Here is a 21,886-nt window from a genome sequence, read left to right as displayed (position 1 = left end):
GTCGTTTCCGATCGAGCATCACTCTTGAACTGGTTCGCGGCTAGCTCGATTTCGGCCGTCGACGCCTCGAAGGAGTGCGGGACGCATCGTCGCCGAAGAGATAGGACGAGATCGCTTCCGTAAGTTTCGCCGCCTGCACGACGTTGGCCTGGTTCGACGTCATCAGCGCCGCCACGATCGTCTCCACGACGACGATGAGGCCGAGCGTGCTGCTCGACAGGATCGGGTGGCTGCTGCGGGCGAGCAGGACGCAATCCGCAAGCGGAACGAGGGGCGACGCGGAGGAGTCCGTGATCGCGATGATCGAGGCCTTGCGATCGCGCGCGTAGGCGGCGAGGTGAACGGCGTCGCTGGCGTAGCGCGGGATGGACAGCACCACGATCACGTCGCCTTCCCCGACATTGAGGAGGCGTCCCGCCGCCACTTCGGTGCCGCCGAATTCCACCACGTTCTGCACGCCATGGCAGAAGGGCTGCAGTCCGAGCGTGAGCACGCCGGCCACATGGGCGCTGAGGCCAAACCCCATGACGTAGACGTTTCGGGCCGCCGTCAGGCGCTCCACCACCTCGGCGATGAGATCGGGGTGAAGTCCCTCGGCAGTTCCCCGCGAGTTGGCGAGCGCAGCCTCTAGACTGTCCGACAGCGGCGATGGCGCATTGTCGGGTTGGGCGTCGAAGCGACCGCGCAGCTTCTCCACCGGATTGATCATCGCCTCGACGGTGGCGGCGACGTCGCTGCGCAGCGCCGCATAACCCTGGTAGCCGAGCAGGCGGGCGAACCGGCTCAAGGACGCCGGCGATACGGATGCGACTTCGGCCAGGCTCTCGATGCTCCAGGACGTCGCCTGCACGGGATGGCGCAAGAGAATGTCCGAGATTGCGCGGTTGGCGGAGGAGCCGTTGTCCAGCATGGCTCTCAGGCGTTCGCCCAGCTGCGACTGCGCGAACCGCATCTCGGCCGTGGAGGCGCTCACCGGAGGGCCAGGGGGCTCGTTCGCCGCCATGCCGCCGCGCGCGGGTGCTGGATCGGTTTTTTTCATGTATTGATCTTATGAAAATTTACGGTCACATTGAAGTCGCAAATCCGTCTGGCAGGAGACTTCGCATGTTCCGTCGCTCTTTCATCGTGGCCGCGCTCGCCGCCATGTCTGCGTCCCTGGTCCATTCTCCGCTTTCTGCGCAAACAACGAAGCTCCGCGTCGGCGTGGAGGGCAGCTATCCCCCGTTTTCGCAAATCAGCCCGGACGGAAAGCTGTCAGGCTTCGACATCGACATCGCCAACGCGATCTGCGCCGAGATGAAGGCGGACTGCAGCTTCGTGCAGCAGGAATGGGACGGCATGATCCCGGCGCTGAACGCCAAGAAGTTCGACATGATTGTGGCTTCCATGTCGATCACCGAAGAGCGCAAGAAGGCTGTCGAGTTCTCGGACCCCTACTACGACGTCCCGTCGCGCTGGGTGGCGAAGTCCGGCGCCTTCACGGAGGCGACGGCGGCCTCGCTCAAGGGCAAGACGATCGTCGTGCTGCGCAACTCGCCGCGCGCCAAGTGGGTTCAGGACACCTTCAAGGACAGCACGGTGCTGCTGGCCGGCAAGGAGCCGGAGGTCTACATGGAGCTGGCGGCCGGACGCGGCGACATCGCCTTCGGCTCGTCGGTGGTGTCGGGCGAGGCTTTCCTGAAGAAGCCCGAGGGCAAGGGCTTTGCTCAAGTCGGCCAGCTGGTGAAGCTCGACGCGGGCGGCGGCGGAGTCGGGATCGCGCTGCGCAAGTCCGATGGCGAGCTGCGGGAGCGCGTGAATGCGGCGCTGAAGGCCATCAAGGCGAACGGCGTCTACAAGACGCTGCAGGACAAGTATTTCGACTTCGACATTTCGGGCGGGTGACGGTTCGGCGGCAGGACCGGGCGGGGGCGCAAGCTCCCGCAGCATCGCGAACCGCCAATGTGTCCAGGCGCCATGCGCCTTGCTCCAGCCAGCGAGATTGATCGCATGCTGTACGGATATCTCCCGGCCATCCTCGAGGGCCTCGTGACGACGCTGAAAGTGTCGGCGCTGTCGCTGGCCATCGCCTGCGTTTTCGGCCTGATCGGCGCGGCGGCGCGCCTGTCGGACTCACGGGCGGCGCGCTTCCTGGCCGGAGTCTACACCACCCTGATCCGGGGGCTGCCCGAGCTCGTGCTCATGCTGATGATCTTTTATGGAGGCCAGGTCGGCGTCAACGCGCTGTCGGACCGCCTGGGCGGCGGCTATGTCGATATCGATCCCTTCGTGGCCGGCACGATCACGCTCGGCTTCATCTTCGGCGCCTATCTGACCGAGACGTTCAGGGGAGCGATCCTGGCCATCCCGAAAGGGCAGGTGGAGGCCGGGCACGCCTTCGGCCTCACAAGGCTGCAGGTCGCGCGCCGCATCGTCGCGCCGCAGATGGTGCGGCACGCGATCCCGGGCTTCGCCAACAACTGGTTGGTGATGGTGAAGGCGACGGCGCTGGTGTCGGTGATCGGCCTCGACGACATGATGCATCGCGCCGGTCTCGCCTCGGCGTCCACGCGCCAGCCCTTCACGTTCTACGCCGCCATCGCGTGCATCTACCTGGCCGTCACCACGGTCTCGCTGCTGGCTCTCTATGGGCTCGAAAAGCGCTTCTCGCTTGGCGTGCGGAGGGTCGACTTCTGATGAACGCGCCCATGATCGACTGGTCCGTCATCTTCGGCGCGCTGCCCAATTTTTGGCGCGGCCTGCAGATCACGCTGCTGCTGCTCGCCATCTCGATGTCGTCCGGGCTCCTGCTGTCGATCCCGCTCGGCGTGCTGCGCGTCTCGCCGCGGCGCTGGGTCTCGGGCCCGGTCTGGTTCTACACCTACGTGATCCGCGGCACGCCGCTGCTGGTTCAGTTGTTCATGATCTATTTCGGCCTGGCGCAGTTCGAAGCCGTGCGCGAAAGCTTTGCCTGGCCCTTGCTCAAGTCGGCGTGGTTCTGCGCCTGGCTGGCCTTCACGCTCAACACCACGGCCTACACCACCGAGATCGTCGCGGGCGCGCTGCGCGCCACCCCGCCGGGCGAGCTGGAAGCAGCCCGCAGCCTGGGCATGAGCACGCCCGCCATATATCGGCGCATCCTGCTGCCGGGCGCGCTGCGCCGGGCGTTGCCGCAATACGGCAACGAGGTGGTGATGATGATGCACGCCACCGCGCTGGCCAGCACGGTAAGCATCGTGGAGCTCACGCGCGTCGCCCGCGACGTCTACTCCGATCATCTGCTCCCGGCCGAGGCTTTCGGCACGGTGGCGGTGTTCTATTTCGTGCTCACCTTCACGCTGGTGGGCATCTTCAGGCTGCTCGAACAGCGCTATCTGGGCCACCTCAGGCCGAAGCCGCCGGAGCGAAAGGCCGCCTGAAGGTCAGCCAAACCCAGTTTCACTCATCATCGAAAGCGTCATGTCAGTCGAATTCATCGATCTTCACTCGGACATACCCGGCTCCCGGCAAACCCTCGCCGTACACCGCTTCGGCGCGCCCGGCGCGCGGCCGCTCGTCTATGTGCAGGGCGCGCTGCATGCCGACGAAATCCCCGGCATGGCGGCGGCGCGCGCGCTGGTGGACCGCCTCGAGACGCTGGATCGCCAGGGCCTCGTGCGCGGCGAGATCGTGGTCGTGCCGGTCGCCAATCCGATCGGTCTGGGCCAGCGCCTCCACGGGCATGCGCATGGCCGCTTCGACCTTGCCACGGGGGTGAACTTCAACCGTGGCTACGCAGCCCTCACGGATCGGCTGGCGCAGCGCCTGGACGGACGTCTCGCGGCCGATCAGGACGCCAACAGTGCGCTCATCCGCGAGGCGATGCGCGAGGAGATCGCCGCGATCGACGCCGTCAGCGCCACGGATCGACTGAAGCGCACGCTGCTCTCGCTCGCCGCTCCGGCCGACGTGGTGCTCGACCTGCATTGCGACAGCGAGGCCGTGATGCATCTCTACACGCTCACGCCTTTTTCGGAGCGTATCGAGGCCTTGGGCCGGCTTCTAGGCGCGCAGGCCATCCTGCTCGCCACCGAGTCGGGCGACGACCCCTTCGACGAGGCGACGAGCCGTCCGTGGCTGGAGCTTCGCGATCGCTTCCCGGGCGCGGCGATCCCCCTCGGTTGCTTCGCCGTCACCGTCGAGCTGCGCGGTCAGCACGACGTCGACGTCGCGACCGCCGCCGCGGACGCCGACGCGCTGGTCGCCTTCATGGTTCATGAAGGCGCGATCGAGGGCGTCGTTCCGGACCTGCCGGACGCTCTGTGCCGGCCGACGCCGCTCGCGGCCTCCGAGCCGCTCAGCGCGACCGCCGCGGGCATCGTGATGTTCGAGGCGGCGCCAGGCGCCCGTCTCGAAGCGGGCGCGCTCGTCGCCGCCATCGTCGATCCGCTCACCGGCGCGCGAACGGAGGTCCGCTGCCAATCCGCCGGCCTGCTCTACGCACGCAGCGCGTCGAGGTTCGCGGTGCCCGGCCAAAGGCTCGGAAAGGTGGCCGGCTCCGCCGCCATCCGCTCGGGCAAGCTGCTCAGCCCCTGACCTTGCCGATCGCCAGCTCAAGGACTCGTTATGGCCCTCGCAACCACGGTTGACCATCACGCCTCGGCGGGCGCCCCGGCGCCGGCGCTCGAAGCCCAGGACGTCAGAAAGTCCTTCGGCGCCGTCGAGGTGCTGAAGGGAATCTCGGTGGCCGCGGGCTCCGGCGACGTGATCGCGATGATCGGGTCGTCGGGCTCGGGCAAGAGCACGTTTCTGCGCTGCCTCAACCTGCTGGAGCGTCCCAGCGCGGGGCGCATCCTGCTCGGCGGCGAGGAACTGGCGTTGTCGCCGGGGCGCGACGGAAGCCTGGGTCCGAGCGATCCGGCGCAGCTCCAGCGGTTCCGCAGCCGCATCGCCATGGTGTTCCAGCAGTTCAACCTGTGGGCGCACATGACCGCGCTGCAGAATGTCATGGAGGCGCCCGTCCAGGTGCTCGGACTGGCTAAGGCGGAGGCGCGCGATCGCGCGCTGCGCTACCTGGAGCGCGTCGGCGTGGCGCATCGCAAGGACGCCTATCCGGCGCATCTGTCGGGCGGCGAACAGCAGCGCGTCGCCATTGCGCGCGCCTTGGCGATGGAGCCCGAGGTCATGCTCTTCGACGAGCCGACGTCGGCGCTGGACCCCGAGCTCGTCGGCGAGGTGCTGCGGGTGATGCGGTCGCTGGCCGAGGAAGGCCGCACCATGATCGTGGTCACCCATGAGATGAGTTTCGCCCGGGACGTGAGCAACCGCGTGCTGTTCCTCCACCAAGGCGTGCTGGAAGAGGATGGCCCTCCCGGCGAACTGCTGCGGCGCCCCCGCAGCGAACGGCTGAAGACGTTTCTCGCCTCGACCCTGCACGCCTGACGCGCGGCGGCCTAGCTCGGGGCGGTTTAGCCGGCAGGCTTCAGCGAGAGCCCGGCTGCTGCGGTTCTCATCTGCACGTGGAAGGGGAGGACCCGTCCCCTTGCGGGAACATCGGCCGGTGTCCCCAGCGCCTCCACGAGGGCTTGGCCATAGGCCTCATAGGGCACCTTCACGGAGTTGAGCCACGGGGCGACCCAATCGTTGAGAGGGCCGTCGTCGAAGCCGAAGATGATCATTCTCTGCGGATCGACATGGCGGTCCAGCAAGGCGCGGTGAGCCCCGTAGGCGATGAGGTCGCTCAGGCAAAACAGCCCGTCAGGAGGATGGCGTCCGGCGGCCAGCATGGTGGACATCGCCTCGTACCCGATGGCGAGGTGGTCAAGCCCCGGGCCGCCCGCGACCCGTTCGTGCGCGATCGGGCGGCCGCGCTCGCGCAGACGCGTCGTGAAGCCTTCGAGACGGTCGGATGTGGCCGAGGAGTGCAGCGGTCCGTGGATCAGCGCCAGGTCGCGCGCGCCGCGTTCCAGCAGCACGTCCGCGACTGCGGCGCCGGCGGAGCGGTTGTCGACCCCCACGAACGGGGCCGCGCCGCCGAATGGATTGCGCCGGTTCACGAAGACCAGCTGCGGATCGTCCGATTGCGAGAACAGCCGCAGCTGCGGGCTTTCCACCGCGCCCAGCAGCACCATGCCGCGCACCAGTTGGGCGCGCATCTCCAGCAGATATTCGTCCTGGAGCTCCGGCCTGTCATGCGTGTCGCAAAGCACCATCACCAGCCCGGCCTCGCGCAAGGCGACCTCTGCGGATGCGGCGATCGCCGCCATGGCGGGGTTGGCCAGGTTGGCGGCCAGCACGGCCACGAGCCGGCTTCGGCCGCGCCGTAGCGCGCGCCCGACGCTGCCCGGGCGATAACCGAGCTCCGTGATTGCGGCGCGCACCCGCGCCACCGTGTCGGGAGACGCCTTCTTCTCAATGCCGTTCAGGATGCGCGACACCGTCGCGATCGAGACGCCCGCATGCGCAGCGACTTTGGTGATCGACGGCGCCTCGGCGGCGCGGGGCCTCTGCGTCCGGCTCGGCATGCGCATCCCTGTTCGCGCCGCCCGAAAAAGCGGCTTGCGCAAACCTAGCGGGTCGCCATAAGCTGCGTAAAGGGAAAACGTTTACCCAACAACGGGCGAACACGACGGCCCGATCCGTCCGGGAGGAACACCATGCGCAGGACATTCGCGTTCGCAGCCGCGGTCGCGGCGCTCTTCATGTCGCAGGGGGCAGCTCGCGCCCAGGAGCTGAGCGTCTGGCACGATCTCGGCGACAACGGCACGCAGCTCTTCGCCAAGCTCTCGGCCGAGTTCGCCAAGACCCACCCGGGCGTCTCCGTGAAGGCCGCGAACTTCCCGACAGACCAATGGTTCGGCCGCGTCATCGGCGCGCTGAACACCGATACGGCGCCGGACCTCGTGTTCAACAACTATGAGCGCGTGATCCGCGTCGAGACGCAGACCGGCAAGATCTCGGATCTCAAGCCGCAACTCGACGCCGTCAAGGACAAAGACTTCCTGGGCGAGGACGACCTACGCGTCGCGACCTATGCGGGCAAGATGATCATCCTGCCGGTGCAGCGCGTGCAGATGGCGCTGGGCGTCCGCAAGAGCTGGCTGGAAAAGACCGGCGAGACCTTCCCGAAGACCTGGGCCGACGTGCAGCGCATCGCGGTGAAGTTCAAGGATGGCGATCCGGACGGTAACGGCAAGGCCGACACCTACGCGATGGCGCTGGAAGCCGCCAAGCCGCGGGACCTCATCCACATTCTCGACCTTTTCACCTTCGGCTCCGGGCTGCGCCACACGCTGGTGGACCCCAAGGGCGAAATCGTGATCGACGAGCCTGCGCACGCCAAGGTGCTGGCTGAGTTCCTGAAGACCTACACCAGCTACGGCTATGTCTCGCCCGACACCATCAACCACTCCTTCGGCGAGATGTACCAGGTGATCGAGGGCGGCCGCGCCGGCATGTTCCGGGTCGGCGACTGGAACGTAAAGAAGTGGGATGCACAGGCGATCAAGGGCGACTACGTCGTCGGAGCCTGGCCGCAGTTCGACCCCGCGCGCGAGAGCGCGGTGGTGATCGGCGGCATGCGCGGCGTGGCAGTGCCCGCCAACGCCCCCAATAAGGCGCTCGCGCTCGAATTCGCCCAATTCATGCTCACCAAGCCGGCCCAGCAGCTGTCGCTGGAGCTCGTCGGCGCGGCTGTGCGCAAGGACCTCGACATCGCGGCTCTTTCGGAGCGGGCGCAGTTCTTCGCGGCCGCGAAGGGCAAGCTCGTGGCCTATGACTTCCCGGAATCCGTGCACGCCTGGTACCCGGAGCTGGAGGCCGCCTTCCACCGCAAGCTGATGGGCGCGCTGGCCAACCCGCCGAAGGACGTCGAAGCCTTCATCAAGGAAACGGCTGCCGAGATGCGCGACCTCAAGACCAAGCTCGCCGCCAAGTAGGCAATTCACGCGGCGGGCCGCTTCGCCCTGCCGCCCGCGGCGGAGTTCCTCCCCGGCTCCGCCGCCCTTTTCGAGGATGCGACCATGACGGCGACAACTGCGACCCTCGGCGCGGTTCCCCGTAAGGCCCGCGGTGCGGCCCTGCTCAGCCCCCGCGCGACGATGGGCCTCTTCGTGCTGCCTTTCGCGGCGCTCACCATCGTGTTCGGACTGTGGCCGATCCTGCTGTCGATCCAGGTGTCCTTCACGGCCTCGGCTTCGGCGCTGAAGCCGAACGCCAACTATGTCGGCTTCGCCAACTACCTGACCGTGCTGGGCGACCCGCTGTTTCGCGAGTCGCTCTCCCGCACGCTCGCCTATACGGCGCTGGCGGTGGCGGCCAATGTCGGCTTCGCGCTCGCCTACGCGCTGCTGCTGAACTCGCCGCTGATCACCAAGGGTCGCACGCTGTTCAAGGTCGCGGTGTTTCTGCCCGTGGTGACGCCGGACGTCGCCGGCTACGTGGTGTGGCGCTGGCTCTACGATCGCAGCTTCGGCGCCGTGAACGCGGCGCTGGATCTCCTGCATCTGCCTGCCTTCGGCGGCTTGGCGTCGGGCTCGACGGTGACCATCGCGATCCTGATCGCCGAGCTCTGGCACCACGCCGGCTTCTACGTCGTGATCTTCCTCGCCAACCTGGCGATCTGCGACAAATCCCAGGAAGAAGCCGCCGCGATCGACGGCGCCAGCCGCCGCCAGATCCTCTGGCACGTGTTCCTGCCGCAGCTGCGGCCCGCGATCCTGATCAACGGGATCTAAGCGCTGATCCAGTTCCTGAAGACCTTCACGGTCGTGGTGGTGATGACAAAGGGCGGCCCGAACGACGCCACCAACTTCGTCAGCTACTACGCCTACCAACTCTTCGATCAGGGCCGCTACGGCGAGGCCACCGCCATGGCGACCATCCTGTTCGGCATCGTGATCGTGATTGCGATGACGGCCTATCGCTTAGGCGACCGGAGGGCGCAGGCATGAGCGCGCGTCGCATCGAGACTATCGGCGTCTACGGAGCCGCCGGCCTGGTGAGCCTTCTGTTCCTCTATCCCTACTGGTGGATGCTGCTGGGCGCATTCCGCTCCACCGAGGCGGTGATGACGGCGCCGCTGCGGCTGTGGCCGGAGGGGTTCTCGCTGCAGGCCTTCCACGACATCGCCGAGATCGGCGGCACGCCGCTGTGGCGCTATGCGCTGAACTCTGTGCTGATCACGGGGCTCTCCACCGTGCTGGCCGTGCTGGTGACGGCGCTCGGCGCCTACGCGATCGTCCGGCGCACGGGCGACAAGTTCTTCGAAGCGCTACGCTACGGCTTCCTGGTCACCATCATGTATCCCTACATGCTGCTGGTGATCCCGGTCTACATCGTGATGTACAAGCTCGGCCTGCTCGGCAGCTACACCGGCATCGTGCTGTTCCTGGCGCTGGGGCCGATCCAGTTCTTCCTCTTCGAGCAGTTCTTCCGGTCCATTCCGCCCGAGGTGATCGAGGCCGCCGTGGTGGACGGCGCCTCCGAATGGCAGACGCTGTTTCGCGTCGTAATTCCAATGGCGACGCCCATCGTCGCGACGGTGTCGATCATCACCTTCCTGCTCAACTGGGCGCAGTGGTTCCCCGTGATGGTGGTGTCGCGCACGCCCGACACCTTCACGCTTCCGGTCGCGCTGCTGACGCTGAACGGCGAGCTCGGCGTCAACTTCCAGGGGATCATGGCGCTCGCCGTGCTCACCACCATCCCGGCCACGATCGTGTTCCTTCTCGCGCAGCGGCGCGTGATGTCGGGCATGGCCGAAGGCGCCGTGAAAGGCTGACCATGAACCAGCAGTCGCTCCCCGACGCCCTTCTGCAGGGCGCGATCGAACAGGCGCGGGCCCGCACGCTGGGCTGGCTCGAATCCATGCAAGCCCCCGACGCGCCGCGCGGCGTCATGCGGGCCAGCGCGGCGCATGATCCGGCCAGGTGGCCCGGGGTGCTGCTGTCCGGGAGCTACAACGGCGTCATGGCGCTCGACCTGCTGGGCGGCGTCGCCGAGTTCGACGACGCAGAGCGGGACGCGCTGGTCGCCTGGTTCGAGGCGTCGCGCCGCCCAGACGGCGTATTCCGGGTGGCCGGCATGGCCGATGACGCCGTGTTCAAGAAGCCCGACCCGGCCGAGACCTGGGGCTATATCGACTTTCACGTCACCAACTACACACTGGGCGCCATCGAGGCCTTGCGGCCGGATCGCAAGCCCGTGCTGAACTTCGTGCGGCCCTTCCTGGAGCCGCTGCGGCTCGAGGCCTGGCTGGCCCGCCGCGATCTGCGCGATCCCTGGCAGGAGGGCAACAACATCGTCAACCTCGGCGGCTTCCTGCTCGCGCTGAAGCGTCACGGCGACGCGCAGGATGCGGCGGCGGTCGACCGCGCCATGACGGTGCTGTTCGACTGGCATGACCGTCTGCAGGAGCCGTCAACCGGCTTCTGGGGCGTCGGCCAGCTTTCCGATCCGCTGCGCGCCCTGCACTCCATGGCGGGCTCCATGCACAATTTCCATCTCTGGTACGCGACGGGCCGGCCGTTGCCCTATCAGGACAAGGCCATCGACTACGCGCTCGCGCAGCCGCCCGTGATCGACAGCGCCTGCATCGACGTGGACCTCGTCGACCTTCTGGTCCACGGCCACGATCTGATGGACCATCGCCGTCCCGAGATCCGCCGCTGGCTGCGCGTGCTGCTGCCGGCCCTGCTGGATTTCCAGAACCCGGACGGCGGTTTCGCGGACGTGCGCGAGGGCGTGCGCCGGCTCGACGGCTGGGTGAAGGGCTACGAGGAGCCGCAAGGCCTTTCCAACACCTTCGCGACCTGGTTCCGCTGGATCGCGATCGCGATGATCGCCGATTGCCTCTGGCCCGACTGGCGGGACTGGGGCTTCCGTCGCTCGGTGGGCATCGGCTACCGCCTGGAGCGAGCGCGATGACGGCGCCGGACGCTGGCAGCAACGCTGCGGAGGATCCCTTCGCGCATCTTCACGACGAGGATTACGCCGCCGCTTTCGCGGCGCGCCGCCTCGGTTTCGCCGACCGCGTCGCGATGGGCGGGCGCGAGGCCGAGAGCCTCGATGGCGAGTGGCGTTTCACGCTCGACCTCTTCGACGAGGGGCTGCGCCAGCGCTGGTACGCCAATGAGCCCTCCGCCGACCCCAGGACCTGGACCACGCCGCTCGACTACGACGCGGGGCAGGGGGACAGCATCGCGGTCCCGTCCTGCTGGACCTGCTTGAAGCCCGAGTGGAGTTTCTTCGAAGGCGGCGCCTGGTACACCCGCATGATCGACGGTGCGCTCGCGCCGGGCGAGCGCATGGTGCTGCGCGTCGGCGCGGCCGCTTATGAGGCCCGGGTTTTCCTGAACGGCGCCTTCCTCGGCTCGCATCGCGGCGGATCGACGCCGTTCTTCGTCGAGCTGACATCGGGGCTGCGCGACGGCCCCAACCGGCTCCAGATCAATGTCGACAACCGCCGGCGCCCCGAGCGCGTGCCGATGCATCACTTCGACTGGTTCAACCACGGGGGGATCTACCGGGAGGTCTCGATTTTGCGCCTGCCGGCCGTGTTCATGCGCGATGTTGGCGTCGCGCTGGTCCCGGATGGCGGCTTCGGCGCCATCGCGGCCGAGGTCACGCTGTCGGATCCGGTCGCCGCGGAGGCGCGCCTGCGGATCCCGGAACTCGGCGTAGACGTGGCCTTCCGTGTCGAGAACGGAGCCGGCCGCGTTGTCATCGCGGCCCACCCGGAGCTCTGGAGCCCCGACCAGCCGCGCCTCTACGATGTCGAGCTGCGCTGCGGCGAGGATGTCGTGCGCGAGCGCATCGGCTTTCGCGAGGTTCGCACGCAGGGGCATGCGATCCTGCTGAATGGACGCCCGCTGACGCTGCGCGGCGTCTGCGTCCACGAGGACGACGCCGAACTCGGCAAGGTCAGCACGGAGGCGGACGTGCGCCGCCGTTTCGCGCATGCGCGCGACCTCGGCTGCAACGTGTTGCGCCTCGCGCATTACCCCCACCACGAGCACGTCGCGCGCCTCGCCGACCAGGCGGGGCTGATGCTGTGGGAGGAGATCCCGGTCTATTGGGCCATCGATTTCAACAATCCGGAAACCTTGGACGACGCTCAGAACCAGTTGCTCGAGATGATCGCGCGCGACCGCAACCGCGCCAGCGTGATCCTGTGGGGCGTCGGCAACGAGAACGCCGACACCGACGCGCGCTACCGCTTCATGGCGACGCTGGCCGAGGCCGCCCGCGCCGAAGATCCCACTCGCCTGATCAGCGCCGCCTGCCTGATCAACCGCGAGCAGTTCCGCATCGAGGACCGCCTCGCCGCCCATCTCGACGTGATCGGCCTCAACGAATATTTCGGCTGGTACGAGCCCGACTTTTCCGGGCTGGAGCGCCTGATCGCCAACTCGCATCCGGACAGGCCGGTCGTGGTGAGCGAAACCGGCGCGGACGCGCTCGCGGGACATCACGGCTCTGAAGCCGAGCTGTTCACCGAGGAGCGTCAGGCCTGGGTCATCCGCCGGCAGATCGAAATCCTGTCAGCCGTTCCCTGGATCTGCGGATGCTTTCCTTGGCTGCTCTACGACTTCCGGTCGGAACGCAGGCAAACCGCGTTCCAGCAGGGCTGGAACCGAAAGGGCCTCGTGGCGCAAGACAAGACAACGCGGAAAGCCGCTTACCACGCACTGTGTAGCTTGTACGCCGCAATGGGCCGCTGCGGCTAAAGTCTACTTTGTAGTTTCTCGCGGGATACAAAAGCCTCCGCGAGATCTTCACTCGCCAACACTGTTAAGCGGCTTGACGCAGATCGCAGTCGCTTGGCGTCTCTTGCCCGCATGGTGTTGAGGCGAATGCGGTGGCTGTACGAATGGGCAATTTCGGCGCTCTTCGCCACGTGTCCTCGTCGTACCAGCCGATCGATGATACGCGCGGCTCCTTCCTGTTCATCTGATCCGGGGGCTGAGCGACTCTGGACAACCAACAGCCGTTCGCCCACCGGCAAACGCGGATGAACATATCTCCCGATATCGCGAGTCCTTTTGACCAAAGGATCACCGAGTATCTCGATGTAGTCGTAGATGCCAGGAGGGGTGTTTCGGATTTGCACGACAGAAGAGTGCGTTTCCATACTGTCCTGCTCGAGTTGCAACTTCGTGTCGCCAATCGAAAGCATAGGGAACGCTCTCGTTGTGATCACAAGGTTTTCAGCCGTGTGCACGCCCCGATCCGTTCGCAAGCATGCTGCATTGGTTCCAATCGAGGCGCTAAGTACGTTCTCGCCGAAATGAATCACTCCTCCCGCATCAAAGAAAGCTTGGACCAACGTCGAAATCAACGAACCAGCGCCCCCGGCGGGATACTTGAAACCTGCGCTAGAGGAAATCGCCGATCCGACAGCGCTCCGGGCGCTACGCAATGCGCGATCTGTTCGTCCAGAAGCGATGGATTTGATGGCGACCAGGGCATGAAAGAGTGCACGCGAGGCTTGGACTGTGCCGGCAATGTCTAGCGCATAGTGCTCTGGGGAAAGTCGAAGGCCGTACTCGCGTTCAAGCAAGTCATAAAGTCCGGATCGATTTTCTATAAAGTGGACGTTCGTCTCCACGTTTTCGTATCCGAACAAAGTCTTTGCCCGCCATACTCCCCCGGCCCGAGGAGCTTGGTCGATCAAGAGGACTGACCGATTGAGTCGAGCGAGAGCCGTTCCGTGGATCAGCATCAATGGGCTGGTCCCGACTCCTATGTAGTCAAATTTCATGATGCTTGGGGGATATCGAGCAGCGGTTGATCATCAGTGGGGGACGATGTTCATCGTGAAGGCTGTATCTGGAGTTCGGCGGAGTGTCGTCGAGGGTGGCGGTCAACGCCCAATTATTTGCATGACGAACGTCGGAGTAATCAGGAATTTCCCGGGACAGCGCCTGAAGAATGGTCTCTGAGAAGCCCGCGACCTGATCGCCTGATGATCTGCCGAAATGGGGCAGGAGCGTTCGACGTCCACCCCAGCGATCGCTCGACCTGCGGACGAGCAGCCTTCCAGTGCGCCGGGCCAGGGCGGCGATCCACAGTCCAGCATCGAGCCGCGTACACCGCGGGTTCCCCGTCACGACGCGGTGAGGTCTGCGGCGCAGCTCGCGCCTCGAGATCCACTGATGGGCGTTTCTAGAACCGGACGCTCAGGCCCAGCACGGGGCCGTGCTGCAGCATGTCGAAGGCGTAGCGCGAGGGGCCGATCCCCTGGCTGTAGTCGACGTAAAGGGCTTTGTAGCCGAGCACGGCCGAGTAGGTGACGCCGTTCGCGGTCTTGAAGTCATACGCGTAGGCGGCCAGCGCCTGCCATGTGAGCTTGCTGCCGCCCGCGCCGATGTCGCCGCGTAGTTCGAGGTGATGGTTGGGGGCGAGTTCGACACGGGCGCGAACGCCCGCAAAGGCGTCGAGCCAGTCGACTGAGCCCGATCGTGCGATCGCGGCGCCGCGTTTGATGGACAAGCCGCCAAGGTCGACCGTTCCGGCGATGTCGAAGCCGACATCCAGCTTCTGGCGCCAGTAGCGAGCGCCGGCGAGCACGTCGAAGGACGCCGCCCCGATCGTCCCGACCTCATAGGCCGCGCCGGCCTCCACGATGGCCATCTGGAACTGCATGTCCACAGCGGCGCCCACGGTTCCGGTGATGCCCGGAGCGACGCTCTTGGTTTTCAGCCCGGACTTCTCGATCGTGATCTTCTCGCCGATGACGTCGGCGAACAGTGCGACCGGACCGTTGCGCGCTTCGGCGTCCAGCATCACGGCCAGGAGGGAGCCGCCATCCCCGATCGTGTTCTCCACGATGTCGATGAAGCTTGCATTCACGTCCACGCTGCGCCCGCGGACGGTCTGCGAACCGTTCAGCGCCGTGAACCAGCCATAGGACGTCATCCTGAAAGTCCAGCCCGGCACGAAGGTGGGGGCTGCGGGTTGCGCCAGGGGGGCCGGGAGGTCCGCGGCTCCGGCGGGTGAAGCCAGCACGAGCGCACCCAGCAACGCAACGACAGTTTTGGACACCGACATGGATCTCGCCCCCGCTCCGCGAATGCAGCCGCCCGGTACGCCCGCCCGCCGGCCGCGTTCCATGGAAATCAGGCTGCACGTCGAACAACAGGCTGTGCGCAGCGGGCGAGAATCGTCAATACCCCGATAAGGAAATTCCAAGTCGTCGACAAATTTTTATCGACGTTGATCTGGCGCAATGCGGAAATCACTGGTGAATGCTCAGCCGCGATCGGCGCGATTGCGGTGGGGCGGAGCGCATTGGAGAGCGCAACCGAAGATTGCGTTAAATCAACGCCCTTCCCGACATGCCGCCCTACCGTTCACGTCCGTCAATCCGTCGGGCGATGTTTCAGAAAACATTGAATCTACGCGGTGGCGCGGTGACCAAGGGGAACAGGATGGGCAGGACCAGGTATCGCGGGCTACTCCCGGCTGTTGTCGGCGCCCTCTGGGGAGCATCGGCGCTGGCGCAACAGCCACCCGGCGCGCTCGACCGGACCGTGCTGCCGATCCCCGCCCCCCCGCGTCCGACCTACACGGAGCTCGACGCGCGAAACGTCACCATGCCGCCTCGCCAGGAGATCAAGGCCCCGGCGGGAGCCCCGAACGTGGTCGTTATTCTGGTCGACGACATGGGCTTCGGGGCGCCCAGCACCTTCGGCGGGCCGATCGCGATGCCGACCCTGGACGCGCTCGCGGCCGATGGCCTGCGCTACAACAACTTCCACACCACGGCGCTGTGCTCGCCGACCCGGATGGCGCTCAAGACGGGCCGCAACCACCATCAGGGGGAAGCCGGCTCCATCATGGAAACCTCGACGGGTTTTCCGGGAAACACCGGCCAGGTCCCCAACAGCGTCGCGCCCGTGGCCGAGATGCTGCGCCTCAACGGTTACAGCACGGCGGCTTTCGGCAAGTGGCACGAAACGGCCGTCTGGGAGACCAGCGTCTCCGGTCCGTTCGACCGCTGGCCGACGCACCAGGGTTTCGACAAGTTCTACGGATTCTTGGGCGGCGAGACCAACCAGTGGGCGCCGTTCATCTATGACGGGGTGAAGCCGGTCGAACTCCCGACCGACCCGAAATACCACTTCATGACCGACATGACGGACCAGGCCGTCACGTGGGTCCGCCATCAGCAGGCGATGACGCCGAACAAGCCGTTCTTCGTGTATTTCGCGCCGGGCGCCACCCATGCGCCGCACCACGTGCCGAAAGAGTGGATCGCCCGCTGGAAGGGCAAGTTCGACCAGGGTTGGGACAAGCTCCGCGAGGAGACGCTCGCCCGCCAGATCAAGCTCGGCGTTGTTCCCGAGGGAACCAAGCTTGCTCCCAAGCCGGACGCCATCAAGGACTGGGACAAGCTCACGCTGGACGAGCAGCGCCTGTTCGCTCATCAGGCCGAAGTCTACGCCGCGTTCGCCGAGATGACCGACAGCGAGATCGGCCGGCTCGTTCAGGCGATCAAGGACATGGGCGAACTCGACAACACGCTCATCGTCTATATCGCGGGCGACAACGGCGCGAGCGCCGAAGGCGGCATGAACGGCAGCTTCAACGAGCTCACCTACTTCAACGGCGTCGACGAGAAAGTCTCCGACATGCTGAAGAACATGGACAGATGGGGTGGGCCGGATACCTATCCGCATATGGCGGCCGGCTGGGCCGTGGCGCTGGATACACCCTTCACCTGGACAAAGCAGGTAGCGTCCAGCTTTGGCGGAACACGCAACGGCACGGTGTTTCACTGGCCCAACGGCATGAAGGCCAAGGGCGAGGTGCGCAGCCAGTTCCACCATGTCATCGACGTGGCCCCGACCATCCTGGAAGCCGCCAGGCTCCCCGAGCCCAAGGTCGTCAACGGAACGCCGCAAGTGCCGATGGCGGGCGTCAGCATGGCGTACAGCTTCGACAACAAGACAGCCGCCGACCGGCACGTCACGCAATACTTCGAGATCTTCGGCAACCGCGCGATCTACCAGGACGGCTGGCTCGCCGGCACGATCCATAAGGCCCCGTGGGAGCCGAAGGTGCGCAGGCCGCTCGCCGACGACGTGTGGGAGCTCTACGACGTCCGGGCTGATTTCAGCCTCACCCGCAACCTCGCGCAGCAGAACCCGGCCAAGCTCGCGGAGCTGCAGGCGGTGTTCATGAAGGAGGGCGAGAAATACAACGTCCTGCCCATCGACGATCGCCTTCTGGAGCGCTTCGACGCCACGCTTGTCGGCCGTCCCGACATCATGGCGGGACGCACCTCCATGACCTTGTCGCAAGGCATGGTCGGGATGGCCGAGAACGTCTTCCTGAACGTGAAGAACAGATCCAGTTCGGTCACGGCCGATATCGAGATCCCGACCGGCAAGGCGAACGGAACGATCATCGCCCAGGGTGGACGCTTCGGCGGGTGGTCGGTTTACGTGAAGGACGGCGTGCCGGGCTACCACTACAACTTCCTCGGCCTGGAGCAGACCACCATCGCGGCGACGCAGCGCCTGAAGCCCGGCAAGGCCACATTGCGCTTCGAGTTCGCCTATGACGGCGGCGGCGCGGGGCGGGGCGGCGTCGGCCGGCTCTTCGTGGACGGGAAGAAGGTCGCGGAAGGCCGCGTCAAGCGCACGCAGCCGGGCATGTTCTCGGCGGACGAGACGGCCGATGTCGGCATCGATCTCGGAACGCCGGTCTTCGAGGCGATCGGGGCGGAAGCGAAGTCGCGGTTTACCGGCAAGATCTCCAAACTGACCGTCGACATCTCCCCGCCTCAGAAAGGGGCCGCCGCCGACGCGGCCCGGGACGCCGCGGCCAAGAAGGCCTTGGCCGACTGAAATCATTCGGCGACGGGGCCGCGTGTTGCGCCGCCGCCGCCGGAACCGTCGAGCCCCATCCGGGGCAAGATGCGCGCCGCGGCCTGATCCGGCGCGGGGTGTCACGCCCGTGTCACAAACTGCGCCAATGCTCGTAGAGGAACAGCCCATGGACCAACCGGGCTTGGCCCGACGCGAGACGCACCATGGTCGATCGACCCGCAAACGTTCTGATCCTGTGCACGGGTAATTCCGCCCGCTCGATCCTCGCGGAAGCCATCCTCAACCGGGAAGGGGCAGGGCGCTTCAAGGCCTACTCTGCCGGAAGCCAGCCCAAGGGCGAGCCGAACCCGCACGCGCTCTCGTTGCTCAGGGACCTCGGCTACGACACGGAAGGCTTTCGCTCCAAGAGCTGGGACGAGTTCGCCGGACCCGACGCGCCGACAATGGACGTCATCATCACGGTTTGCGACAGCGCCGCCGGCGAGGCCTGTCCGTATTGGCCGGGACACCCGCTCGTCGCCCATTGGGGCATTCCCGATCCCGCCTCCGTCGAGGGTTCGGATGCGGAAAAGCGCGCAGCCTTCCTGGAGGCTTACGGCCGGCTCGCCTCGCGCATCAAGGCGTTCGTCGGCCTTGACCTGGAACGCCTGGACCTCGCCACGCTGAAGCAGCGCCTGGCGGAGATCGGCGCCATGGACGGGGCTACCGCGATGGCGCTCGAGGCCCACACAGGATGACGATTTTCGACCTGAGGCGCCGCCTCGCCGCCGAAGCGCTGGGGACCGCGATGCTGGTCGCCACGGTGGTCGGCTCGGGCGTGATGGCGACCAAGCTCACCAAGGATTTCGGCCTGGCGCTGCTCGGCAATACCCTGCCGACCGGCGCCATTCTGGTGGTGCTCATCCTCATCATGGGTCCGGTTTCGGGCGCGCATTTCAACCCTGCGGTCAGTCTCGTGATGGCGCAGCGCGCGCGCCTGCCCTGGCGCGAGGTCGGCCCCTATGTGGCCGCGCAGACGATTGGGGGCGTCGCGGGCTCGCTGATCGCTCACCTCATGTTCGACCTGCCGGTCTGGCAGGCTTCGCAAACCGTGCGGGCCGGCGGCGCGCAATGGTTCGCCGAGTTCGTCGCCACTTTCGGCCTCCTGCTGACCATTTTCGGCGTTGTCCGCTTTCGGGCCGAAAGCGCGCCTGTGGCGGTCGGGCTCTACATCACGGCCGCCTATTGGTTCACGGCGTCGACCTCCTTCGCCAACCCGGCCGTCACGGTCGCGCGCGCTTTCACGGACACCTTCGCCGGGATCGCGCCCGCCAGCGTGCCGGCCTTCCTGGCCGCGCAGATCCTCGGCGCGCTCGCGGCCGGCGCCCTCTCGGCCTGGCTGTTCGCGCCCGAGCCGGAGACACGCGCCTCGACGATGGCGGCAGGGACTACGCCAGCGCCCTCATGACAAAGGCTGAAGCGCTGGGACGGTCGCCGGGGCGGCGGCGACCGGGACGGATCTAGGGACCGACTGCTCGATCCGGCGGAACGTCGCCAGCGCCTGGCCGACGACCTGGTCCATGTTGTAATAGCGATAGGTCGCCAGGCGGCCCACGAACCAGACGTCGGGCGTCTGCAGCGCCAAGGCTTCGTACCTCTTGTAGAGCTCGGCATTCTCGGCGCGTGGGATGGGGTAGTAGGGATCGCCCGTGTCGCTCGGATATTCGTAGGTGATGCTGGTGCGCGGGTGCTTCTGCCCGGTCAGGTGCTTGTATTCGGTGATGCGCGTGTAGGCTTCCGACATCGGATAGTTCACCACCGCGACGGGCTGGAACTGCTCCTGGTCCAGCGTGCGATGGTCGAAGCGAAGGCAGCGATAGGGCAGCTTGCCGAACCGATGGCCGAAGAACTCGTCCACCGGGCCGGTGAAGATGGTGCGCGGCGCGAGGTTTTCGCGCTTCACGTCGGAATAGTCGACGCCCAGCCGCCGGGTGATGTTGGGATGGTCGAGCATGCGCTCGAACATCCGGGTAAATCCCTCGGCCGGCATCGCCTGGAAGGTGTCGCCGAAATAGCGGTCGTCGCGATTGGTGCGGGTCGGCACTCGGGCGGTCACGCTCTTGTCGAGCTCGGACGGGTCCACGCCCCACTGCTTGCGGGTATAGCCGCGAAAGAACTTCTCGTAGAGTTCACGCCCTACCTTGCTCACCACAACGTCCTCGGAGGTGCGGATCTCGGCGACGGGTTCGGCCCGGGCCGCGAACCAGCCCTCGAGCTCCTCGGACGACAGGTCGAGCCCGTAGAGCATGTTAACGGTGTCGAGATTGATCGGGATCGGCGCCAGCATGCCGTCCACCATGGCGCGCACGCGGTGCTCGTAGGGGCGCCAGGCCGTGAACAGCGAGAGGTGGTCGAAGATCGCCTGCGCGTTGGTGTGGAAGATGTGCGGCCCATACTGGTGGATCAGCACGCCCGCCTGATCCAGCCGGTCATACGCGTTGCCGGCCACGTGCGGGCGCCGGTCGATCAGCAGCACGCGCTCGCCGCGCTGGGAGGCGATGCGCTCCGCCAGCACGCTGCCGGCGAAGCCCGCGCCCACCACCAGCCAGTCATACGCGTACGACATCGGCGGCCTCCCGGCTGCGCACGGCGCGCGACCGCAGCGCTGTCGGCGGGTGGGCGCGGATCAATCCGTCCATCTCGGCCCAGGTGCGATCCCACGAATGGGCGGCGAGGCAGCGATCCACGGCGGCGAGCCATTCGGCCCGCGGCGCCGCCATCAGGGCCTCTGCCCGGGAGACGAACTCCTCGGCGGTGCTCGCGATGGTGACGAGGTTCTGTCGCCCATAGGTGCGCACCACGTCGACGATCGGGGTCGACACCACGGGCTTGCCGGCGGCCAGGAATTCCGGCGTCTTAGTGGGGCTGATGAAGCGCGTCGCCTCGTTGATCGCGAACGGCATCAGGCCGACGTCCCAGCCCGCCAGATAGGCGGGAAGCTCCGCATAGGATTTTGGCCCGAGCCAATGCAGGTTCGGGCGCTGCGGCAGGGTGGCGGGGTCGATCTTCACCACCGGGCCGATCATCACGAAATGCCAGTCGGGCCTGAGATCGGCCATGCGGCCGACCAGATCCACGTCCATGCGCTCGTCGATCACGCCGAAGAAGCCGAGCCTCGGGCCCGGAATGCCTGCCTGGTCGGCCGGCTCCTCGCCCGCATGGCTGCGCGCCTGGCCGAAATGCGCCTTGTCGATGCTGCTCGGAAACGGGTGGATGTTGGCGTGCCGGTGCTTCTTGGCCTCGTAGAGGCTCATGCCGCCGGTGAACACCACGTCGGCGCGGCGCAGCAGCTCGCGCTCCAGCGCGATCGTGCGGCGCGGCGCGCCCAGAAAGGCCGAGAGCTCGTCCATGTTGTCATAGACCACCACGTCGGCGGCCAGATGCCGGGTGAACGGCAGAGCCATCGGGGTGTAGTACCAGGCGACGAGGCGCTCGGCCGCGAGCTCGTCCACCAGAAGGGTCACGAGCCGCCGCTGCGCCCGCGCGACTTGCAGCGAATCCAGCCCCCACGGCAGCACCGGCGCGGCTACCAGCACGCCCTCGGACGTCGTGTACCGCTCCAGAAAAGGCTCCACGCCCTCGCGGTAGTGCGGCTCCTCAAAGAACACGACGTCGTAGTCGCGCGCCGCGCGCGACAGCAGATGCTGCGGCCGCTGCGTGACGAAGTTCCAGCGCAGATGGGAGAGGCAGAGGAGAACGTCTCGTTTCGCCCCCTGCCGTTCTGCGCGAAGTGGCTTCAGCGGAGAAATCGGGGGACAAAACTGCGTTTCCATTGTGGGTTCTACTCTCGTTCGACCCACGGAAAGCGTCGCCGCGCGGCGTGAGTTCCGCGATCAGGGCCGCGGGCCACTGGCGTACAATCCACATTCAGGGTCTAGGCGTAGCCCCGCTTAGGCCTGCAGCGCGGCCGCCCAGGCGGAGTCCGGAACACGCGCCCCCGCGGGCAGCGTCGATCTGACGCGCCGAGCGCCCGAGCCCAATCGGGCGCTCATCCCGGCGCGCGTCCCACCGATCACGAGCGCGTCATCGCCGGACCAACCGGGATCATTTCG

At 66.5% G+C, this 21,886-nt stretch carries 20 protein-coding genes; 14 read left to right on the top strand and 6 right to left on the bottom strand.

Annotated elements, in window-relative coordinates; all coding sequences use genetic code 11:
• Positions 1–40 precede the first annotated feature (40 nt).
• The gene (locus AC1DSZ_RS05100; protein ID WP_476837294.1) at positions 41–1,039 is read right to left on the bottom strand and encodes a MurR/RpiR family transcriptional regulator; all 999 of its coding nucleotides are present in this window, start codon (positions 1,037–1,039) and stop codon (positions 41–43) included.
• Positions 1,040–1,104: 65 nt separating this feature from the next.
• On the opposite strand from AC1DSZ_RS05100, the gene AC1DSZ_RS05095 reads away from it, so the two are divergent.
• The 5 genes from AC1DSZ_RS05095 (at position 1,105) to AC1DSZ_RS05075 (ending at position 5,400) form a co-directional block, all read left to right on the top strand.
• Positions 1,105–1,884, top strand: a complete 780-nt coding sequence (locus tag AC1DSZ_RS05095) for a transporter substrate-binding domain-containing protein (RefSeq protein WP_476837293.1) — start codon at positions 1,105–1,107, stop codon at positions 1,882–1,884.
• Positions 1,885–1,989: 105 nt separating this feature from the next.
• Positions 1,990–2,676 carry an ABC transporter permease gene (locus AC1DSZ_RS05090; protein ID WP_476837292.1) on the top strand — a complete coding sequence of 229 codons (687 nt, stop codon included), beginning with the start codon at positions 1,990–1,992 and terminating at the stop codon, positions 2,674–2,676.
• Positions 2,676–3,398 (top strand): ABC transporter permease, encoded by a 723-nt coding sequence (locus tag AC1DSZ_RS05085; protein WP_476837291.1) that lies wholly within the window; start codon positions 2,676–2,678, stop codon positions 3,396–3,398. Before AC1DSZ_RS05090 ends, AC1DSZ_RS05085 begins: the two co-directional genes overlap by 1 nt.
• Positions 3,399–3,438: 40 nt before the next feature.
• The gene (locus AC1DSZ_RS05080) at positions 3,439–4,554 is read left to right on the top strand and encodes a succinylglutamate desuccinylase/aspartoacylase family protein (RefSeq protein ID WP_476837290.1); all 1,116 of its coding nucleotides are present in this window, start codon (positions 3,439–3,441) and stop codon (positions 4,552–4,554) included.
• Positions 4,555–4,584: 30 nt separating this feature from the next.
• Complete coding sequence (locus AC1DSZ_RS05075; RefSeq protein ID WP_476837289.1) at positions 4,585–5,400, top strand: ABC transporter ATP-binding protein; 816 nt, start codon at positions 4,585–4,587, stop codon at positions 5,398–5,400.
• A gap of 26 nt (positions 5,401–5,426) precedes the next feature.
• Here AC1DSZ_RS05075 and AC1DSZ_RS05070 read toward each other — a convergent pair whose 3' ends face one another.
• A complete protein-coding gene (locus tag AC1DSZ_RS05070) occupies positions 5,427–6,482 on the bottom strand; it encodes a LacI family DNA-binding transcriptional regulator (protein WP_476837288.1) in 1,056 nt (351 codons plus the stop codon).
• Positions 6,483–6,614: 132 nt separating this feature from the next.
• On the opposite strand from AC1DSZ_RS05070, the gene AC1DSZ_RS05065 reads away from it, so the two are divergent.
• The 6 genes from AC1DSZ_RS05065 to AC1DSZ_RS05040 all read left to right on the top strand — a co-directional run bounded on the left by AC1DSZ_RS05065 (position 6,615) and on the right by AC1DSZ_RS05040 (position 12,686).
• Complete coding sequence (locus tag AC1DSZ_RS05065; RefSeq protein WP_476837287.1) at positions 6,615–7,895, top strand: ABC transporter substrate-binding protein; 1,281 nt, start codon at positions 6,615–6,617, stop codon at positions 7,893–7,895.
• Positions 7,896–7,979: 84 nt separating this feature from the next.
• Positions 7,980–8,693, top strand: coding sequence for a carbohydrate ABC transporter permease (locus tag AC1DSZ_RS05060; RefSeq protein ID WP_476837286.1), 714 nt, complete (start codon positions 7,980–7,982; stop codon positions 8,691–8,693).
• A 33-nt stretch (positions 8,694–8,726) separates the two neighbouring features.
• The gene (locus AC1DSZ_RS05055) at positions 8,727–8,909 is read left to right on the top strand and encodes a hypothetical protein (RefSeq protein ID WP_476837285.1); all 183 of its coding nucleotides are present in this window, start codon (positions 8,727–8,729) and stop codon (positions 8,907–8,909) included.
• A complete protein-coding gene (locus tag AC1DSZ_RS05050) occupies positions 8,906–9,739 on the top strand; it encodes a carbohydrate ABC transporter permease (protein WP_476837284.1) in 834 nt (277 codons plus the stop codon). Before AC1DSZ_RS05055 ends, AC1DSZ_RS05050 begins: the two co-directional genes overlap by 4 nt.
• Before the next feature lie 2 nt (positions 9,740–9,741).
• Positions 9,742–10,884, top strand: a complete 1,143-nt coding sequence (locus tag AC1DSZ_RS05045) for a hypothetical protein (protein WP_476837283.1) — start codon at positions 9,742–9,744, stop codon at positions 10,882–10,884.
• Entirely contained in the window at positions 10,881–12,686 is a 1,806-nt protein-coding gene (locus tag AC1DSZ_RS05040) for a glycoside hydrolase family 2 protein (RefSeq protein ID WP_476837282.1), read from the top strand. Before AC1DSZ_RS05045 ends, AC1DSZ_RS05040 begins: the two co-directional genes overlap by 4 nt.
• On the opposite strand, the gene AC1DSZ_RS05035 is transcribed toward AC1DSZ_RS05040, so the two are convergent.
• A complete protein-coding gene (locus tag AC1DSZ_RS05035; RefSeq protein WP_476837281.1) occupies positions 12,683–13,567 on the bottom strand; it encodes a hypothetical protein in 885 nt (294 codons plus the stop codon). The two genes, AC1DSZ_RS05040 and AC1DSZ_RS05035, sit on opposite strands and share 4 nt — an antisense overlap.
• Before the next feature lie 557 nt (positions 13,568–14,124).
• A complete protein-coding gene (locus AC1DSZ_RS05030; RefSeq protein WP_476837280.1) occupies positions 14,125–15,003 on the bottom strand; it encodes a hypothetical protein in 879 nt (292 codons plus the stop codon).
• 386 nt (positions 15,004–15,389) lie between these two features.
• Here AC1DSZ_RS05030 and AC1DSZ_RS05025 point away from each other — a divergent pair, with 386 nt between their 5' ends.
• The 3 genes from AC1DSZ_RS05025 (at position 15,390) to AC1DSZ_RS05015 (ending at position 19,242) form a co-directional block, all read left to right on the top strand.
• The gene (locus AC1DSZ_RS05025) at positions 15,390–17,813 is read left to right on the top strand and encodes an arylsulfatase (protein ID WP_476837279.1); all 2,424 of its coding nucleotides are present in this window, start codon (positions 15,390–15,392) and stop codon (positions 17,811–17,813) included.
• A 185-nt stretch (positions 17,814–17,998) separates the two neighbouring features.
• Entirely contained in the window at positions 17,999–18,532 is a 534-nt protein-coding gene (locus AC1DSZ_RS05020) for an arsenate reductase ArsC (protein ID WP_476837278.1), read from the top strand.
• Positions 18,529–19,242, top strand: coding sequence for an MIP/aquaporin family protein (locus tag AC1DSZ_RS05015; RefSeq protein WP_476837277.1), 714 nt, complete (start codon positions 18,529–18,531; stop codon positions 19,240–19,242). Before AC1DSZ_RS05020 ends, AC1DSZ_RS05015 begins: the two co-directional genes overlap by 4 nt.
• Here the strand turns inward: AC1DSZ_RS05015 and glf are convergent.
• Positions 19,237–20,400, bottom strand: coding sequence for a UDP-galactopyranose mutase (gene glf, locus AC1DSZ_RS05010; protein ID WP_476837276.1), 1,164 nt, complete (start codon positions 20,398–20,400; stop codon positions 19,237–19,239). The two genes, AC1DSZ_RS05015 and glf, sit on opposite strands and share 6 nt — an antisense overlap.
• Entirely contained in the window at positions 20,384–21,607 is a 1,224-nt protein-coding gene (locus tag AC1DSZ_RS05005) for a glycosyltransferase family 1 protein (RefSeq protein ID WP_476837275.1), read from the bottom strand. Before AC1DSZ_RS05005 ends, glf begins: the two co-directional genes overlap by 17 nt.
• Positions 21,608–21,886: the final 279 nt, after the last annotated feature.

It is taken from the genome of Alsobacter sp. P4_H11 (assembly GCF_056400925.1).
Note: the sequence above shows the minus strand (reverse complement) of the source record. Positions and strands in the feature narration are given on the sequence as shown.

Bases quoted from the DNA above. Each gene is read 5' to 3' on its own strand.
- AC1DSZ_RS05100 (WP_476837294.1), bottom strand. From the start codon at position 1,039: ATGAAAAAAACCGATCCAGCACCCGCGCGCGGCGGCATGGCGGCGAAC.
- AC1DSZ_RS05095 (WP_476837293.1), top strand. From the start codon at position 1,105: ATGTTCCGTCGCTCTTTCATCGTGGCCGCGCTCGCCGCCATGTCTGCG.
- AC1DSZ_RS05090 (WP_476837292.1), top strand. From the start codon at position 1,990: ATGCTGTACGGATATCTCCCGGCCATCCTCGAGGGCCTCGTGACGACG.
- AC1DSZ_RS05085 (WP_476837291.1), top strand. From the start codon at position 2,676: ATGAACGCGCCCATGATCGACTGGTCCGTCATCTTCGGCGCGCTGCCC.
- AC1DSZ_RS05080 (WP_476837290.1), top strand. From the start codon at position 3,439: ATGTCAGTCGAATTCATCGATCTTCACTCGGACATACCCGGCTCCCGG.
- AC1DSZ_RS05075 (WP_476837289.1), top strand. From the start codon at position 4,585: ATGGCCCTCGCAACCACGGTTGACCATCACGCCTCGGCGGGCGCCCCG.
- AC1DSZ_RS05070 (WP_476837288.1), bottom strand. From the start codon at position 6,482: ATGCCGAGCCGGACGCAGAGGCCCCGCGCCGCCGAGGCGCCGTCGATC.
- AC1DSZ_RS05065 (WP_476837287.1), top strand. From the start codon at position 6,615: ATGCGCAGGACATTCGCGTTCGCAGCCGCGGTCGCGGCGCTCTTCATG.
- AC1DSZ_RS05060 (WP_476837286.1), top strand. From the start codon at position 7,980: ATGACGGCGACAACTGCGACCCTCGGCGCGGTTCCCCGTAAGGCCCGC.
- AC1DSZ_RS05050 (WP_476837284.1), top strand. From the start codon at position 8,906: ATGAGCGCGCGTCGCATCGAGACTATCGGCGTCTACGGAGCCGCCGGC.
- AC1DSZ_RS05045 (WP_476837283.1), top strand. From the start codon at position 9,742: ATGAACCAGCAGTCGCTCCCCGACGCCCTTCTGCAGGGCGCGATCGAA.
- AC1DSZ_RS05040 (WP_476837282.1), top strand. From the start codon at position 10,881: ATGACGGCGCCGGACGCTGGCAGCAACGCTGCGGAGGATCCCTTCGCG.
- AC1DSZ_RS05025 (WP_476837279.1), top strand. From the start codon at position 15,390: ATGGGCAGGACCAGGTATCGCGGGCTACTCCCGGCTGTTGTCGGCGCC.
- AC1DSZ_RS05020 (WP_476837278.1), top strand. From the start codon at position 17,999: ATGGTCGATCGACCCGCAAACGTTCTGATCCTGTGCACGGGTAATTCC.
- AC1DSZ_RS05015 (WP_476837277.1), top strand. From the start codon at position 18,529: ATGACGATTTTCGACCTGAGGCGCCGCCTCGCCGCCGAAGCGCTGGGG.
- glf (WP_476837276.1), bottom strand. From the start codon at position 20,400: ATGTCGTACGCGTATGACTGGCTGGTGGTGGGCGCGGGCTTCGCCGGC.
- AC1DSZ_RS05005 (WP_476837275.1), bottom strand. From the start codon at position 21,607: ATGGAAACGCAGTTTTGTCCCCCGATTTCTCCGCTGAAGCCACTTCGC.